This is a genomic window from Actinomadura fulvescens (assembly GCF_039533225.1).
Classification (GTDB): Bacteria; Actinomycetota; Actinomycetes; order Streptosporangiales; family Streptosporangiaceae; genus Spirillospora; species Spirillospora fulvescens.
The window spans coordinates 26,405-41,865 of the sequence record NZ_BAAATD010000007.1 but is presented as its reverse complement, the minus strand read 5'-3'; the positions used below and the strand labels follow the sequence as shown (position 1 = coordinate 41,865).

Sequence of the window (15,461 nt, the reverse complement as noted above, 5' to 3'; positions counted from 1 at the left end):
CCTGCGGAAAACCACAGGGTCAGGCGGTGACCGGCCGCGCCAGATGGGCGGCGCGCTCGCGCTCGTCCGCGAAGGCGATCACGGTGACGGAGCCGCCGCGGAGCCGGGGCACGACGACGAGATAGGGCACGCCGCCGCGCTCGGCCAGATAGGTGGTCTCCAGCTCGCCGCGTCCGTACGACCGCGCGCCGGGGAACGCGGCGAGCACGTCGTGGTCGTACGGGAAGGTCTGCTCGTCCATGCCGCCCCTCCGGCTGCGTGGTGGCCCGGCGGCCATTTCCCCACGATCGTGTGTCACCGCCGTGACACGACGATGAAGGCCCGATCAAGGCTCCGCCAACGGACGGTCGCCCCGCGTCTGGCACGGCGGGCGACACCGGGCTATCGTTCCGTCGCGGCGCGAGAGAGGGCACGAGATGACGGGGCGGAGCACGGCGTGGCGTCTTCTGCTCGCCGCCGGATCGGGATGCCTGGTGCCGCTGTTCCCGGTGGACGCCCTCGCCGCCGGCGCGACCGCCGCCGACAAGGGCAAGGACGCGCAGGTCGTCTACTGCCTCGCCCGCGAGCAACGGCCACGGCTCGTCGAGGCGGCGGCCTCGCTGGGCGTCGCGGCGCCCGGCAGCGGGCCTGACCGGGTGTCGGTCTCGGGCCGGGACATGGACCTCGACGCGTGGCGCAAGGCGCAGCCGAAGGCGTTCGAGCGCGCGTGTGCCGCGCTGTACGCCGCGTCCAAGGAGAACGCCTCGGGCGGCGGCTCGCCCGGCGGACTCAACTGGGTCGCTCTGCTGACGGTCCTGCTCCCGGTCGCGGCCGGAGCCGGGCTGACGGTGCTGACGACCGACTGGCGCAGTGCCCGCGACGTGGGGCGGCTCCGGGGAGACGCGCTGCGCCGGGCGACGCAGGCCCACGTTCAGGCGGTGTCGGACTTCGTACGGGCCAGCGGCGCGCAGGGCGGCGGCGCACGCCCCTCGGGCGAGGCCGTCACCCGCACGCGCGGCGAACTCGACGCGCAGCTGCGCCAGATCGAGGTCCTGCGGAGGCGGTGGAGCGCGCCCGGGCGGCTGCGGTCGCGGCTGGCGGACGAACCGCTCGGGGACGCCTTGACGGCGGGCTGGGCGGGCCTGAAGGACGGCGAGCACAAGGCCCGGGCCGACGCGGTCGGCGCGGCCCTGCGTTCGGTCCAGGACGGGGCCGAGAATGTGGCACGCGCGCTCGAACTCCCCGGGCGCCCGCACCGTCAGATGAGAGCGTGACGGGGAGGACCGACATGAATCCGTTCCCACGGCCGGGGCCGCTCTGCCCCTGGGAGTCGTCCGAGCACCTCGCCCACTACGCGACGGTCGACCACACCGAAGACGCGTTCACCGCGTTCAAGGCCGCGGTCCCGGACGCCGCCGGGCTCACCGGGCGCGGCCGGGTCGTGCTCGCCTCGGGCGGCAGCGGATGCGGGAAGACCTCCCTCATGCACCGGTGCGCGCACTGGCTCCAGGAGCAGGGCGGCGCCGACCCGCGGGTGATCATCGTCGACCTGACGCCGGACGACCGGAAGGGCGCCGACACCGAGCAGCGCGTCCGCCACATCTGTGCGCGCCTGAGCGACGAGCTGGAGAGCGAGGGCCTTTTCGGGGCCGAGCAGCTCGCCGTGCTGCGGGACCGCCGCGACGACCCCTACCAGGCGCTGCCCGTCCTGTCGAAGTACCTCGGCAACGAGAAGGTCGTCGCGGTCGTGCTGCTGCCTCCGTCCGACCTCGCCGAGGAGGTCCTGCGGTTCGCCGACCTCGTCCGCAAGAACGTGCTGTTCTTCGCCGAGACCGCCTACGACCACGTGGCGCACAAGTGCGCCCGCATGCTGGGACCCGGCTCCCCCACCCCGATCGAGCAGCTTCAGGTCGGGCAGCTGAAGGTGGAGGACGGCTGGGGTTATGTGCACCACCACCTCACCCGGCGGCCGGATCTGCGAGTCCCGGCGGTCACCGAGCAGACGATGCGCACGGTCGTGGAGAAGCGCATCTCCGGTGCAGGGGGCATGACGGTGAAGGAACTCCAGACGCTGCTGCACGGGATCTTCCAGGAGGCGCTCGCCGCCGCCGCGCCGACCCTGGAGTTCAGGGACTTCGCCGACTACTACATCCGCAGCGCGAGGCTGATATGACCATCGGCAACCCGTTCCCCGCGGCGGCGGTCGCCCGGCTGTCGGAGCTGCCGGACGGGCCGCTGACGATCGCCACCCCCGCGATCCGGCAGGCCCTCGCCTACGTCGACGACTATCTCGCCGCCGGCCGCGGGGACGACGCCGAGGGCGGCAAGCCCGGCAAGCCCGGCAACGTCATCGCCGTCGTCGGCGAGTACGGCACAGGCAAGACGCACCTGGCACTGGAGATCCTGCGCCACATCAGGCGGGTCGGCGGCACGTCCGTCCAGCGGCTCTACCTTGACGCTCCGGCCGACACGTTCCTCGCGCTCTACCAGCAGCGGTTCGTGGTCGAGCTGTCCAAGGCCGACGTCCGCGACCAGGTGGAGGAGTACTTCGCCGACATCGTGGCGGGCTCGCTGGCGGGCTCCGAGCTGACCGCCGAGGCGGCCCGGCGGCTGCGCGACCGCGAGATCGACGCGCAGGCCGTGATCGACCGGCTCGGCCTGATGGAGAGCGCGTTCCTGCAGGCGCTGCAGGAACACCTGCGGGTGGTCACCGAGAACGACGCGTTCGGCACGGCGCTCGCGCTCTTCCGGCGGGCCGAGTTCGAGGACGCGGTGTGGGAGTGGCTGAAGGGCCATCCGCCCGACCCGGCCCTGGTCGAACGCGGGATCACGGCGGCCATCGACGACGACGCGGCCGCGCTGGAGGCGATCGGCGTCTTCGCGTTCCTGTGCGGGCGGCGGAACCAGCCCTTCGTCCTGGTGATCGACGAGCTGGAGAAGGTGCTGTCGCCGCCGCACCTGCCCGCCGCCGACTCGGTGCTGGCGTTCAAGAAGCTGCTGGAGGTCTTCTCCGGGGCGCGGGCGCTGCTGGTGCTGTCGGGCCTTCCGGACTTCCTGGAGGCGCTGCCCGACGACGCGCGGCAGCGCATCGGCTGCGTCGTGCGCCCGTCGGCGCTCAGCACCGAGGACACCCGCGGCCTCATCCTGGACTCGCAGGAACGGGCGTTCGGCAAGCGGACCCTCGACCCGTTCAGCGAGGAGACGCTCGGCTATCTCGTGGAACTCGCCGGCGGCACCGCCCGCAAGGTCATCAAGCTCTGCTACCACTCCTACCAGAGCGCCGTCGCCGCCGGGACCGGCGTCACCCAGGCCATGATCCGGGAGGCGGCCAGGGAGCAGTTCGAGCTCACCAGCCGCGACGACGTCCGCGCCGAGGTCACGCGCGTCCTCGACCGGGGCGGGTGGCTGTTCGAGGCCGGCCACGTGTCCGGGGACGGGGTCCGGGCCGACTTCTGGGTCCCGCAGGGCGACGGCGGCGCCGGCTGCGCGATCCTGATCACCGACTCGGTGCTGACCAGGCCCGAGGCGAACGTGCTCGCCGAACGGGCGAGGCGGCTGCGGGCGGGGGCCGGACGCGGCGTGCTCCTGGTCGTCAACGGCTATCTCGCCGACCACCTCGCCCCGGCCCTCACCGCCGTGTGCGACCGGCCGCCGCTGGTGCACAGCCTGCGGCGGTTCACCGACGACTTCGACGCGGCGCTGCGGGGCGTCATGCAGCGTCTGGAGGCCGGTGCCCGCGAGGACGAGCTGAAGGCGCTCCGCGACCGCGTCGATCGCCTCTCCCGCCAGCAGGCCCGCGGCTTCGAATCCCTCCTCGACGAGCTGAAGCGGGAGCGCCGCCGGTCGGCCGAGGAGCCCTCCCCCCGCCGCCCCACGTACGAACGCACGGACACCTTCCACTTCCCGGACACCGGCGTCCCCTCTCCCGGCGGGAGCGCGGCGGGCCAGGAGCTGCCCGATCCCGTGGAACGGGAGTTCGGCCGCGCGCTGAGCGCCGTGGACACCCTCAACACCATCGCGGCGATGCTGAAGGCGGCGGCCGGCCCGGAGCCGAGCCCGGTCCGCATCGGCGACCGCGAGGTGCTCGCCGCGGTCGGCGCCGGAGCGGTCCTGCAGATCGCGGTGCAGGAGTTCCGGTCCGGAGTGGCCGAATGGTTCTCCACCATGGGGCCGCTCGCACAACGGAACCTGACGGGGATGGCGGAGCTGTGCCGGGGGTATCAGGACGTGTACCTCGCCCTGCCGGTCCGCAGGCTCGTCCGGCTTGCCGACATCCAGCGCCGTGTCAGCCCAGAGCTGATCCGGACGACGCCGGTACAGGACGATCCCGACTACATCGCCCTGGTGCTGGGCAGTCTCGCCGACCGCGTCTACGTCGCCTGCCAGGAGAGCACGAAGCTCTAGGTGTACTAGGCCCCGTCGAGGACGCCCACGGGGTCGTGCTCGGGTGGACCGGTGTCCGGGGAGCGGGCGGTGCTGGACGCCGGGAACCACAGGACGAACGTGCTGCCGGCGCCGGGCTCGGAGAAGAGCCTCACCTGGCCTCCATGGGACTCGACGATCTGGCGGACGATCGCCAGGCCGAGCCCGGTACGGCTGTCGCGGGACCGGCGGGACTCGGCGCCCCGCCAGAAGCGGTCGAACACGCGGGCCCGTTCGTCGGCGTCCAGGCCGGGACCGGTGTCGCGCACCGCGATCCACTGCCAGCCGTCCTCCCTGCCGGCCGCCAGGAGGATGTCGCTCCCGGCGGGCGCCAGCCGCACGGCGTTGGACAGCAGGTTGCCGACCGCGCGGCGGAGCGCGTCGTGGTCGCCGATGGTGGCCGGCCCCGGCCGCAGCAGCCGCTCGATGGTGAGCCCGCGGGCGCCGGCGAGCGCGTCGAACTCCTCGGCCGCCTCCCTGGCGACGGACGCGAGGTCGACATCGGCGTCGTGCAGCGCCGGCGCGGACCGGCGGGCGGTGGCGAGCAGGTCCTCGACGAGACGGGTCATGCGGGTGGTGGCGCGGTCGACCACCTGGACGGAACGGCGCCGGTCGGCCTCGCCGGCGTCGGTGGCGGTGAGCACCGTGTCGAGGTTGGCGCGGATGATCGCCAGAGGGCTGCGCAGCTCGTGCGAGGCGTCGTCGATCAGCTGCCGCTGGGCGCGGAAGGCGGTGTCCAGGCGGTCGAGCATCGAGTCGATCGTGTCGGCCAGATAGCGCAGCTCGTCCTTGGGACCCGACAGCTCGATCCGCCGGGACAGGTCGGTCGCCTGGATCTCCTCGGCGGTACGGGCGATCGCGCGGACGGGCTTCAGCGCGCGGCCGGACAGGACCCAGCCGATCGCCAGGCTGGCCAGGAACATCCCGCCCAGCGTGATCAGCGAGTAGTGCTTGAGGGTCCGCTGGGTCTCGTAGTTGACGGCCTGTTCCACCTGCTTGGCCTTGACGACCTCGACCTGGCCCAGCTTGATCCGCGTGCCGTTCGGCAGGACCTTGACGGTGTCGGCCCGCAACGTCTTGGTGATGGGTTCGGCGTCGGTGCGCTGGTTCACCGCGAAGTAGACGCCCCCCAGCACAGCGGCGGTGAGCGCGAACAGCAACGTCGAGTACAGCACCGTGAGGCGGAACCTGATCGTGTGCGTGAACTCCGGCAGGGGCGGGCGGCGGATCATGACGTTCCCGGTGCGGTGTCGAGGAGACGGTAGCCGTGCCGGACGACCGTCTCGATCAGCTGGTCCTCGTCCCCGACCGCGAGCTTGCGGCGGAGGGTCCCGACCGTGACCCGGACGGTGTTGGTGAACGGGTCGGCGTTCTCGTCCCAGACGTGTTCGAGCAGGTCCTCCGAGGACACGACGTCACCGGGCCTGCTCATCAGATAGCGCAGCACGGCGAACTCCTTGGGGGTCAGCTGGAGCCGCCGGTCGCCGCGGAACACCTCGTACCGGCCGGTGTCCAGCCGCAGCTCGCCGACCCGCCAGACGGCCGAGCCGGCGGCGCTCTCGCGGCGCAGCAGCGCCCGCACGCGGGCCAGGAGCTCGGGGAACGCGAAGGGCTTGACCAGATAGTCGTCGGCGCCCTCGTCCAGGCCGCGCACCCGGTCGCCGAGCCGGTCGCGCGCGGTGAGCATGAGGATCCGCAGGCCCGGCCCGCTCTGCCCGTTCAGCTCGCCGCCGCGGACCGCGCGGCACAGGTCGAACCCGTCGCCGTCCGGCAGGTTGAGGTCCAGGATCATCAGGTCGTACGAGGCGGCGTAGAGCTTCTCGGACGCCTGTGCGATGTCCAGGGCCGTGTCGACCGCGTAGTCGGCCCGGACCAGCCCGTACCGGAGCGCCTCGACGAGGTCCTCCTCGTCCTCCACCACGAGCACTCTCATCCCGTGACGCTACCTTTCTGCCGTTCTGTTCCGCAGCTGGGTTCAGCGGATGATGCGCTGGGCCCCGTCGACCGCGCGGTCGACGGGGATCGCGAAGCCGATGCCGATCGAGCCGCCGCTGCCGCCGCGGCTGAGGGTCGCGATCGCGGTGTTGACGCCGACGACCTCGCCGCGCGCGTTGACCAATGGCCCGCCGGAGTTGCCGGGGTTGATCGAGGCGTCGGTCTGCAGCGCGGTCTGCCGGTCGCCGTCGCCGAGACGCACCTCGCGGCTGAGCGCGCTGACGATACCGGACGTGACCGTACCGGCCAGGCCCAGTGGGGAGCCGAGCGCGAGCACCGGGTCGCCGACCCGGACGTCGGCGGACCGGCCGAACGTCAGCGGCGCCGGACTCGCGGACGCGTCGATCGCCAGCACGGCCAGGTCGTCGGCCCGGTCGGCGCCCAGCAGCCGCGCGCCGACCCGGCGCCGGTCGGCGAGCACCACGGTGACGGTGCCGCCTGCCTCCACGACGTGGGCGTTGGTGAGGACGTGACCGGCGCGGTCGATGACGAAGCCCGACCCCGTCCCGCGCGAGGTGCCCGAGCTCACCTCGATCGACACCACGCTCGGCTGGACCCGGGCGGCGACGTCGCTGAGGTCGCCCGCGCCGTTCGCCGGGCCCGCGGCCGACTGCGCCAGGGGCGCCGCGTCGCGGTCGCCGGTGAGCCGTCCCGTGGCGGCCCCCGCCGCTCCCCCGGTCAGCGCGGCGGCCAGGATCGCCGTGACCACCAGCCGGGACGCCGCCTTCCGGGCCGGTGCGCGTTCCGGGATGGGCGGGGCGGGTTCCGGTTCGGCGGCGACGGGCCAGACCGGTGGCGGCGGCGGGGGCGTGAAGTCCGGGCCGCGCGGCTCCCCGAGGCCGAACCTTCCGTCGGGCCAATCGGCTCGCTGGTTCATGCAGGCTCCTTACAGGCGTTGCTCACGGGAGGCGGGAGAACCACAGCAACGAGGTCCCGGCGGTGGCACAGGCGAGGATCAGGCCGGCGGCGACGAACCACGCCCACACCTCGCGCCGCTCGACGCGGTAGCCGATGCTGCTGCCGATGTCCTGGTAGACCTGACGCAGCTCGCTTCCGGTGGCGGCCTCGTAGAACCGGCCGCCCGTGGCCCGCGCGAGCTCCTCCAGCGCGGGCCCGTCCACGGGCACCCTGATCGCGTTCCCGTTCTGGTAGATGACGCCCTCCGCCGTGCCGTAGGCGATCGTCGAGACCGGCACCCGCGCCTCGGCCGCCCGGCGGGCCGCCTCGGCGGGACTGCGCCCGGCGGTGTTGGTGCCGTCGGAGAGCAGGACGACGCGTCCCGGCGGCGCCGTCTCGCCGAACTGGGCACCGAACGCGGTGATCGCCTCCAGCGACGCGATGACGCCCTCGCCGATCGCGGTCCGGGGGCCGAGCGACAGCCGGTCCACGCCGGCGCGCATGGCCGCGCGGTCGGTGGTCGGCGGCACGGTCACCGCCGCGGTGCCCGAGAACGCGACCAGGCCGACGTTGAAGCGCGCGGGCAGGCCGTCGAGGAACGAGCGGGCGGCGCGCTTGGCCGCCATGAGCCGGTCGGGCCGGACGTCGGTCGCCTCCATCGAGGACGACACGTCCACCGCCACCATGATCGTCGCCTGTTCGCGCGGCACGCGCACGTCGGCCGCGGGCCGGGCGAACCCGGTGACGAACAGCCCGAGCATGAGCAGGAACGCGGCGGCGGGCAGATGGCGGCGCCAGCCCGGACGGGCCGGGGCGACCTTCTCCAGGAGGGTGAGGTTGGTGAAGCGGACCGCGTACCGGCTTCGCCGCAGCTGCGTCACCACGTACACGCCGAGGAAGAGCAGCAGCGCGAGCAGGAGCAGCAGCCGGAACGGGGCGAGAAAGCTCAGGCCGGAGGTCATGCCGAGGGCTGTGCCGGGGGTCATGCCGCGCCTCCCGGCGGCGGGTGCGGCACCGAGGCCAGCCGCCGCTGGGTCAGGACGTGCCGCACGATGTCGCGCAACCAGTCGCCGTCGGTGTGGAGCCGCAGATGAGCGGCCCCGGACCGGCGCAGCGCCGCCGAGATCGCCGCACGCTGCCCGGCCGCGGCGACCGCGTACCGTTCGCGCAGGCGGCGGCTCGCCGTCGGGATCTCCCTGCGGCGGCCCGTCTCCGGATCGACCACCGTGAGGAGCCCGACGTCGGGGAGCGACAGCTCGCGCGGATCGACGACCTCGACGGCCAGGACCTGATGGTGCCGGGCCAGCAGCCGCAGCGGCCGTTCCCACGACTCGACCGTCTCCAGGAAGTCGGAGACCACCACGGCGAGCCCCCGGCGGCGCGCCGTCGTCCGGAGCAGGAGATCGGCGCCCGCGCCGAGCGACGGCGCGCCGTGCCCGCCGGGACGGCTCCGCGGCACCTCCAGCAGGGACCGCAGCAGGCCGAGCAGGTGCGGCCGCCCGGTCCGCGCCGGCACGTGCCGGAGCCCGCCGCCGTGCATGATCTGGGCGCCGACGCGGTTCCCGGACCGTTCGGTGAGGTAGGCGACCGCGGCGACGGCGTACACCGCCAGGTCGCGCTTCTCGACCCGGCCGGTGCCGAAGTCCATGCTCGCGGTGGCGTCGACGAGGACCCAGGTCTCCAGCTCGCGGTCCGCGACGCGGTCGCGGACGTGGGGCACGGTCGTCCGGGCCGTGAGGCTCCAGTCCATCGTCCGCACGTCGTCGCCGGGCCGGTACTCGCGGCCCTCCGCGGTCTCGGTCCCGGGTCCGGGGAGCAGGCCCAGGTGCTCTCCCTGCAGCAGCCCGTCCAGCCGCCGCATGATGATCAGCTCCAGCCGCCGGAGGGCCTGGTGCGGCGCGAGCTCGCGCAGGTCGGGGGTCGTCACGCGGCCGCACCTCCGGCCCGGTGATCCGGCGCGTCGAGCTCATGCTCGCTCGTGCCGCCGTCATCCCCGTACCGGGCGCCGGCCTCGTCGCGCGGGGCGATCCGGGGCAGCGGGAGGGCGTCGGCGACCCTGCCGATGATCGTTCGTGGCGAGACGCCGTCGGCCAGCGCGTCGAACGAGAGGACGAGCCGGTGCGCCATCACGTCCGCGGCGAGGTCGCGCACGTCCGCCGGCAGCAGGTAGTCACGGCCGCGCAGCAGCGCCAGCGCCCGCCCCGCGGCCACGAGGCCGAGCGTCGCCCGGGGGCTCGCGCCGTACGAGATCAGCCGCGGCACGTCGGCGATCCCGTAGGCGAGGGGGTCGCGGGTCGCGGCGACCAGGCGCACGGCGTACCGCGCCACCTCATCGTGCACGAAGACCCGTTCGGCGGCGCGCCGGAGGCCGGTCACTTGGCCCGGGTCCAGGATCCGGGCGGGCGCCGGCGGGTGCACGCTCATCCGGTAGAGGATCGACAGCTCCTCCGCCTCCGTCGGGTAACCGACGTCGATCTTCATCAGGAAGCGGTCGCGCTGGGCCTCGGGCAGCTGGTAGACGCCCTCGGACTCGATCGGGTTCTGGGTGGCGAGGACGAGGAAGGGCGCCGGCACCGGGAACGTTCGCCCGCCGATGCTGATCTGGCGTTCGGCCATGACCTCCAGCAGTGCCGACTGCACCTTGGCCGGCGCCCGGTTGATCTCGTCGGCGAGCACGATGTTGGCCATCACGGGCCCGAGCTCGATGTCGAACCGCTCGGTGGAGGGCCGGTAGATGCGGGTGCCCACGATGTCGGACGGCACCAGGTCCGGGGTGAACTGCAGCCGGGCGAACGAGCCGCCGACGACCTTGGCGAGCGTTTCGGCGGCGAGCGTCTTGGCGACCCCCGGCACGCCCTCCAGCAGGCAGTGCCCGCCGGCCAGGACCGCCACGAGCAGCCGCTCGATCATGCGGTCCTGGCCGACGATGACCCGCTTGACCTCGAACAGGGCGCGCTCGGCCAGCGCGCCCTCGTCCGCGTTGTGGGGCGAGGTCATCGGGCGTCCGCCGCCGGGCTGCCGGTGCCGTGCCCCTGACCGCCGTCCCGCTCGGGGCAGTCGTGCCCGTCGGCGCCCGCTCCCGTGCCGGTGAGCCCCGCCGCGCCCGCGCCGCTGGGAGCCTCGTCACTGACGATCTGGAGCTCGACCCGGCCTCCGCCGGGATCGGCGAGGGCCGTGCCTCCCGCGGCGAGGCCCGCCGCTCCCGCGATCCCGGCCACGGCGATCGCGATCTTCGTACGTCCGCTGAGCGTCATGCTCGTTCCCTCCGTCGCGGTCACTGCCGCCCCGGCCGTCCGGGAGCGGCATGCACGATCACAACAAGCGGCGGCGAAAGCGGACTTAAGGACGGCGAACCGGAGCGCGCCGGATCAGGTTTGCGCGCTGATCGCATGGATTTCGCGGAGGGAGAAATCCGGCACCGGAGCAGGCGGCTTCGGCGTGTCGGCCGAACCGCCGATTCCGCAGGCGAACGGAGAGGCCGCCGTGGTGGTGCGGGGGTTTCGGACCACTCCGGGTACGCCTCCGTACCAAAGATTCTTTTCTGATCGACTTTTCCGTTAGGAGCCTTTCCTGTAGCTTCTCAGCGTTTTGTGAAGTGAATTCATGATCGGTCTCCCCTCGTAACAAGATCATGAAAGGACGCCAGGATGGCCACGGCTACGGGCTTCATGGCGGCCGCGCTCCTCGGTCTGCTGGCGTTGCTGGCCGCCGTGCGACGCGGCCGCGCAGGCTCCCGCGGGACCGCGCGGACCTCGCCGGACACGACCGCCGCCGTGTCCACCGGTTCCGCGCACCCCGAATCGCTCACCGCCGTCCTGGAGCCCGGCGCCGAGGAGTACCTGGCCTGGCTGGCCGATCACCACTGGCCCGGCGACGAGTACCTGGAGTTCGAGCTGGAGTGGCTCAACGAGCTCGGCACCCTGGAGGCGCCGGACCTGAGCGAGGCGCCGCCTTGCCCGCAGTGCCACCGGCGCCGCGAGGACGTCTGGCCGTGCCCGCAGTGCGGCCGCCTGCTGCACTCCTCATGCGGGCACGGGATGCGGCGGCGGCAGGTGGAGCAGCCCTACCGCACCCACGGCACCAACTCCGAGGCCGTGATCGCCGAGTGGATCTGCACCGGCTGCACGTCCGTGGTGGGCCTGGACGTCGATCGCGGCGACGAGGCCGGCGACGACCTCCTGCGATGATCGTTCGCAATACCCGAACGTAAAGTTTCGGGCGATTCCTTGCATATTTCGGGTGACCGGATGCAGGCTGTGGTATGTCCTAAATCACAGGACGCCACTGGAGGAATCCGTGCCCACCCCGACCGACCACACCTGCACCCACCGGCCGACCTGTCCCGGACCGGGCGGCCTCAACCGCGAGGCCGCGCGGATCGTGGCCAGCCACCCGGAGCAAGGCTGGAGCCTCCTGTGCAACGGCATCGTCATCTTCGACGACACCGGCGAGCTGCTACCCGACGGCCAGGTCATCGCCCCCCATCGCCCCACCACCCCATCCGCCGCCTAAGCCTTCCCTGAGAACCCCCAGAGCCGCCTCACGCCGCTCAAGCCGTCCCTGACAACGCCAGGGCCGCCTCGCGCCGCCCCGGCCGGGCGGTTAGAGCCGCGCGGCGCGACCGGACGGCTGGACCGGACGCGCCCTGCCAGGGGTGTCCGACGACGCGACCCAACGCCGAGCCAGACAACGGGGCCGGACACGCGGGCTCGACGACGCGACCCAACGGCCGAGCCAGACGACCGGACCAGACAGGCGGGTCCGACGACGCGACCCAACGGCCGAGCCAGACGACCGGACCAGACAGGCGGGTCCGACGACGCGACCCAACGGCCGAGCCAGACGACCGGACCAGACAGGCGGGTCCGACGACGCGACCGGACGGCCGAGTAGTGCGGCCGGGCGGCGGGGTCGGTGGCTCTGGTGTGGTCAGGCGGGGGCGATTTTTACTGGGACGCCGTTGAGGTGGGCCATTCCGGCGAGCGGTTCGAGATCGGCGGGGTCGGCGGAGGCGAGGAGGTTCACGTTCGCTCCCCCGGCCGCGTTGGCCATCCGCCAGCCGCCCTCGTGTCCCCAGCCGTGCGGGACCGCGACCGTGCCCGGTGCCAGCTCGTCGGTCACCTTCGCGGGCAGGACGATCGAGCCGTGCTCCGAGGTCACCCGGCAGGGCCCGCCGTCCTGGAGCCCGTACTCCGCGGCGTCCTTGGGGTTGACGCGCGCCGCGTGCGCGCGCTTGCCGCGCATCAGGCCCGGCGCGTTGTGCATCCAGGAGTTGTGCGAACGCAGCTCGCGCATCCCGATCAGCCGCAGCGGATAGCCGCCCGGCGGCGGGGGCGCGGCGGCCAGCCGTCCGATCTCGGCGACGATCTCCGGCGGCGCCACGTGGATCTTCTTGTCCCTGTGCTGGATGCGGCGGCGCAGCGTGCCGGTGCGCTGGTGGTCGGCCAGGACGACGCCGTGCGGGCTGGCGCGCAGCTTGCGCAGGCTGAGCCCGCCCCGGCGCAACCCGTACCAGTCGCCATAGGGGCCTGTGCGCAGCAGCGCGTCCACCATCGTGCGCGGTGAGGGCCGCACGCCCAGCCGGTGCGCGACCCGTTGCGCCCGGACCGAGCCGAGCGGGAGCCGCATCCGGCGGGCGAGCGCGTCGATGATCTCCCACTCCTGCCGTGCCTCGCCCCTCGGCGGCACGACCGCCTCGGTCCACGTGACGTACGGGGTGAGGTGGTTCTGCAGGAAGGGCAGCGGGAAGTCCTCGCGTTCGAGGAACGTGGTGGCCGGGAGAACGTAGTCGGCCTTGCGCCCGGTGTCGGACACGTACAGGTCGATGCAGACCAGCAGGTCGAGCTCGTCGAGCGCCGCGCCGAGCGCGCCGCTGCCGGGCACGGAGTTGAGCGGGTTGCCCGCCGACACGATGAGCGCCCGCATCCGCCCGGGGCCGGGCGTCGTGATCTCCTTGGCCATCACCCCGGCCGGGAACGTGCCGAGCACGTCCGGGTATCCGCCGACGCGTGACCTGGCCGTGCCGTACGTGACGAGCCCCGACCGCTTGGCGAGCTCCTCGACCCGGACCGGAGAGGCCCCGAAGATCGCCCCGCCCACCCGGTCGAGGCCGCCGGCGACCAGTGTCACCACGTCGATGAGAAAGGCCGTGAGCGTCCCGTAGCGGCCGAGGCAGGTGCCCGTGCGCCCGTACACCACCGGCCGTTCAGAGGCGGCCAGCGCCCGCGCCAGCGCCCGCACGTCGTCCGCCGCCACCCCGCTGCGCGCGGCGGTCTCCTCCGGCGGGAAGTCACGCGCCGCCGTGCGCAACCGCTCGATGCCCCGTGCGCGGCCGCACGCCTCCCGGTCGTCCAGCCCTTCCTCGAACATCACGTTCAGCAGCGACAGCAGCAGCCAGGCGTCGCCGTCGGGCGCGACCGGCAGGTGCTCGAACGCGGCGGCCGTCTCGGTGCGCCGCGGGTCGACGACGAGCACGCGCCCGCCCCGGCGCACGATCGCGGCGAGGTCGTCCCTGATCCTCGGCGCCGTCACCAGGCTGCCGTGCGAGACCAGCGGATTCGCGCCGAGCATGACGAGCAGGTCGGTGCGCTTGAGGTCGGGGATCGGCACGAGCAGCGGCGATCCGTACAGCAGCGCGCTCGCGGCGAAGCGGTTGTTGACGTCCTGCGAACCGGCCGAGTAGAGGTGCGGCGACTTCAGCGCGCCCATGAAGCCGCTCATCCAGAGCGGATGGCTGTAGGAGAACGTGGCGGGGTTGCCGAAGTACCACCCGATCGCGCCGCCGCCGTGCTCGGCGCGGATCCGGTTGAGGCGGGCGGCGATCTCGCCGAGCGCCACGTCCCAGCTCACGCGTTCGAACTCGCCGTCCGCCCGCCGGCGCAGCGGATGCAGGACGCGGTCGGGATCGTTCTGGACCTCGGTCATCGCGATGCCCTTGGGGCAGGCGAACCCCTGGGACAACGGGTGCGCCCGGTCGGGCCTGAGCCGGGTCAGCGTGCCGTCCTCGACGGTGGCCGTGAGGCCGCACAGCGGCTCACAGATCCGGCAGTAAGTGAACGCTTGCGTCGTCCCCATGGACCCGATTGTGCCGTACTCCGCCCAGATCTCAAGCGCCTGCCCGCGGGGCGGCCGGGGGGTGGTCAGGCCGCGGCGGCCTGAAGGCACGGGCTGTAGGCGTCGGAGACGGCCTCAAGCGCCCAGCGCATGCGGGCGGCGTAGGCGTCGGGATGGTCGCCGGCCTCCTGGGCCACGTGGGCGGCGCAGCTGCCGGCGTCGCTCGTCCGCAGCCGGTCGGCGATGGCTGCCCGCACCCGAAAGGCGGTGGGATGGTCGGAGGCCTGCAGCCTCGTGGTGAACAGCACCTTCGCCAGGTCCGAATCGGTCATCGGAGCCATGATGTGCTCCTTCCTCCGGCGGTGTGGTCTCCCGCGTTGTCTTCAAACTACGGGTCGCCTCTGACATTTTCGGCGGACGAGGCAGCGGTCGAAGCCGAGCGCGGCGAGTTCCTCGTGGGCCGTCCAGGCCTCGGGGCGCACAGGTCGTGACAGCCGAGAGTCAGGGCACAGTCACTGTGGGCCAAGGGGGTGATCTGGACGAGATGGCTCCAGACGCGCCTGGCCAGCGCCGTTCACGCTCCCCGATCACCAGCGCCCGCCCCCGCCCGGGGTAAACCCTCGGGTCGTTATCTCCCGGCTGCCGCATGTCGCACGCGCGTCCAATAGACCGCTCTAGTAGCGTTCAGCTAGTTTGCCCCTTACGCAAGGTCCTTATCAAAAATCGTATTCGCGGGAGGGACGGCGTGGCGTGATCTCAGCACTGGTCCTTTGCATGTTCGCCGGCCTGTTCGTCATGAGCATACGGCGGCTGCTCCGGCCCGCCCTCCCCGCGCGTTCCGCGGCCACGGCCGCGAACGCGGCGGACGCCGGGGCCGCCCGGAGCGATGACCCGGACGACGACGGCCATCCCGAGTCGATGACGGCCGAGCTCGATCCCGGCGACGAGGAGTATCTGGCGTGGCTGGCCGACGCCCTCTGGCCCGAGGACGAGTACCTCGATCCCGATCATGCGGATGACGAGGAGGGGCCCGGCAGCAACGTGCACGCGTGACGGGAGAAGACGGCGGACGCCGGCGGAGGCTGTGGCGGGCGAAGGCTCGGCGGGAGAAGAGT

General features: G+C 73.0%; 16 protein-coding genes. 6 read left to right on the top strand and 10 right to left on the bottom strand.

Annotated elements, in window-relative coordinates; translation table 11 throughout:
* Positions 1-19: 19 nt before the first annotated feature.
* Complete coding sequence (locus ABD333_RS25295) at positions 20-241, bottom strand: hypothetical protein (protein ID WP_344544780.1); 222 nt, start codon at positions 239-241, stop codon at positions 20-22.
* A 175-nt stretch (positions 242-416) separates the two neighbouring features.
* On the opposite strand from ABD333_RS25295, the gene ABD333_RS25290 reads away from it, so the two are divergent.
* Genes ABD333_RS25290 through ABD333_RS25280 form a run of 3 tightly spaced genes read left to right on the top strand, consistent with a single transcriptional unit; the run spans position 417 to position 4,383 of the window.
* A complete protein-coding gene (locus ABD333_RS25290; protein ID WP_344544778.1) occupies positions 417-1,253 on the top strand; it encodes a hypothetical protein in 837 nt (278 codons plus the stop codon).
* 14 nt (positions 1,254-1,267) lie between these two features.
* Positions 1,268-2,152: an ATP-binding protein gene (locus ABD333_RS25285; protein ID WP_344544777.1), complete on the top strand. Its 885-nt coding sequence runs from the start codon at positions 1,268-1,270 to the stop codon at positions 2,150-2,152.
* On the top strand, positions 2,149-4,383 hold the full coding sequence (locus ABD333_RS25280; RefSeq protein ID WP_344544775.1) for a hypothetical protein: 2,235 nt from the start codon (positions 2,149-2,151) through the stop codon (positions 4,381-4,383). Before ABD333_RS25285 ends, ABD333_RS25280 begins: the two co-directional genes overlap by 4 nt.
* Positions 4,384-4,388: 5 nt before the next feature.
* On the opposite strand, the gene ABD333_RS25275 is transcribed toward ABD333_RS25280, so the two are convergent.
* From ABD333_RS25275 to ABD333_RS25245, 7 genes are read right to left on the bottom strand one after another with little or no spacing between them, the layout of a single operon-like run.
* Positions 4,389-5,633: a sensor histidine kinase gene (locus tag ABD333_RS25275; RefSeq protein ID WP_344544773.1), complete on the bottom strand. Its 1,245-nt coding sequence runs from the start codon at positions 5,631-5,633 to the stop codon at positions 4,389-4,391.
* The gene (locus ABD333_RS25270) at positions 5,630-6,334 is read right to left on the bottom strand and encodes a response regulator transcription factor (RefSeq protein ID WP_344544772.1); all 705 of its coding nucleotides are present in this window, start codon (positions 6,332-6,334) and stop codon (positions 5,630-5,632) included. Before ABD333_RS25270 ends, ABD333_RS25275 begins: the two co-directional genes overlap by 4 nt.
* A gap of 42 nt (positions 6,335-6,376) precedes the next feature.
* Positions 6,377-7,273: a S1C family serine protease gene (locus tag ABD333_RS25265; RefSeq protein WP_344544770.1), complete on the bottom strand. Its 897-nt coding sequence runs from the start codon at positions 7,271-7,273 to the stop codon at positions 6,377-6,379.
* Positions 7,274-7,295: 22 nt separating this feature from the next.
* Positions 7,296-8,243, bottom strand: a complete 948-nt coding sequence (locus ABD333_RS25260; RefSeq protein WP_410557547.1) for a VWA domain-containing protein — start codon at positions 8,241-8,243, stop codon at positions 7,296-7,298.
* A gap of 32 nt (positions 8,244-8,275) precedes the next feature.
* A complete protein-coding gene (locus tag ABD333_RS25255) occupies positions 8,276-9,220 on the bottom strand; it encodes a DUF58 domain-containing protein (protein ID WP_410557515.1) in 945 nt (314 codons plus the stop codon).
* Positions 9,217-10,290: an AAA family ATPase gene (locus ABD333_RS25250; RefSeq protein WP_344544766.1), complete on the bottom strand. Its 1,074-nt coding sequence runs from the start codon at positions 10,288-10,290 to the stop codon at positions 9,217-9,219. Before ABD333_RS25250 ends, ABD333_RS25255 begins: the two co-directional genes overlap by 4 nt.
* The gene (locus ABD333_RS25245) at positions 10,287-10,547 is read right to left on the bottom strand and encodes a hypothetical protein (protein WP_344544764.1); all 261 of its coding nucleotides are present in this window, start codon (positions 10,545-10,547) and stop codon (positions 10,287-10,289) included. Before ABD333_RS25245 ends, ABD333_RS25250 begins: the two co-directional genes overlap by 4 nt.
* Positions 10,548-10,940: 393 nt before the next feature.
* Between ABD333_RS25245 and ABD333_RS25240 the strand changes: the two genes are divergently transcribed.
* Positions 10,941-11,480 (top strand): hypothetical protein, encoded by a 540-nt coding sequence (locus ABD333_RS25240; protein WP_344544762.1) that lies wholly within the window; start codon positions 10,941-10,943, stop codon positions 11,478-11,480.
* A gap of 109 nt (positions 11,481-11,589) precedes the next feature.
* Positions 11,590-11,805, top strand: a complete 216-nt coding sequence (locus ABD333_RS25235; RefSeq protein ID WP_344544760.1) for a DUF5999 family protein — start codon at positions 11,590-11,592, stop codon at positions 11,803-11,805.
* A gap of 417 nt (positions 11,806-12,222) precedes the next feature.
* Here ABD333_RS25235 and ABD333_RS25230 read toward each other — a convergent pair whose 3' ends face one another.
* Entirely contained in the window at positions 12,223-14,367 is a 2,145-nt protein-coding gene (locus ABD333_RS25230; RefSeq protein ID WP_344544758.1) for a molybdopterin-containing oxidoreductase family protein, read from the bottom strand.
* 65 nt (positions 14,368-14,432) lie between these two features.
* On the bottom strand, positions 14,433-14,678 hold the full coding sequence (locus tag ABD333_RS25225; protein ID WP_344544756.1) for a hypothetical protein: 246 nt from the start codon (positions 14,676-14,678) through the stop codon (positions 14,433-14,435).
* 418 nt (positions 14,679-15,096) lie between these two features.
* Here ABD333_RS25225 and ABD333_RS25220 point away from each other — a divergent pair, with 418 nt between their 5' ends.
* The gene (locus tag ABD333_RS25220) at positions 15,097-15,399 is read left to right on the top strand and encodes a hypothetical protein (protein WP_344544754.1); all 303 of its coding nucleotides are present in this window, start codon (positions 15,097-15,099) and stop codon (positions 15,397-15,399) included.
* Positions 15,400-15,461: the final 62 nt, after the last annotated feature.

Excerpts from the sequence above, each read along its gene's own strand:
- ABD333_RS25295 (WP_344544780.1), bottom strand. The coding sequence starts at position 241 with ATGGACGAGCAGACCTTCCCGTACGACCACGACGTGCTCGCCGCGTTC.
- ABD333_RS25290 (WP_344544778.1), top strand. The coding sequence starts at position 417 with ATGACGGGGCGGAGCACGGCGTGGCGTCTTCTGCTCGCCGCCGGATCG.
- ABD333_RS25285 (WP_344544777.1), top strand. The coding sequence starts at position 1,268 with ATGAATCCGTTCCCACGGCCGGGGCCGCTCTGCCCCTGGGAGTCGTCC.
- ABD333_RS25280 (WP_344544775.1), top strand. The coding sequence starts at position 2,149 with ATGACCATCGGCAACCCGTTCCCCGCGGCGGCGGTCGCCCGGCTGTCG.
- ABD333_RS25275 (WP_344544773.1), bottom strand. The coding sequence starts at position 5,633 with ATGATCCGCCGCCCGCCCCTGCCGGAGTTCACGCACACGATCAGGTTC.
- ABD333_RS25270 (WP_344544772.1), bottom strand. The coding sequence starts at position 6,334 with ATGAGAGTGCTCGTGGTGGAGGACGAGGAGGACCTCGTCGAGGCGCTC.
- ABD333_RS25265 (WP_344544770.1), bottom strand. The coding sequence starts at position 7,273 with ATGAACCAGCGAGCCGATTGGCCCGACGGAAGGTTCGGCCTCGGGGAG.
- ABD333_RS25250 (WP_344544766.1), bottom strand. The coding sequence starts at position 10,290 with ATGACCTCGCCCCACAACGCGGACGAGGGCGCGCTGGCCGAGCGCGCC.
- ABD333_RS25245 (WP_344544764.1), bottom strand. The coding sequence starts at position 10,547 with ATGACGCTCAGCGGACGTACGAAGATCGCGATCGCCGTGGCCGGGATC.
- ABD333_RS25240 (WP_344544762.1), top strand. The coding sequence starts at position 10,941 with ATGGCCACGGCTACGGGCTTCATGGCGGCCGCGCTCCTCGGTCTGCTG.
- ABD333_RS25230 (WP_344544758.1), bottom strand. The coding sequence starts at position 14,367 with ATGGGGACGACGCAAGCGTTCACTTACTGCCGGATCTGTGAGCCGCTG.
- ABD333_RS25225 (WP_344544756.1), bottom strand. The coding sequence starts at position 14,678 with ATGACCGATTCGGACCTGGCGAAGGTGCTGTTCACCACGAGGCTGCAG.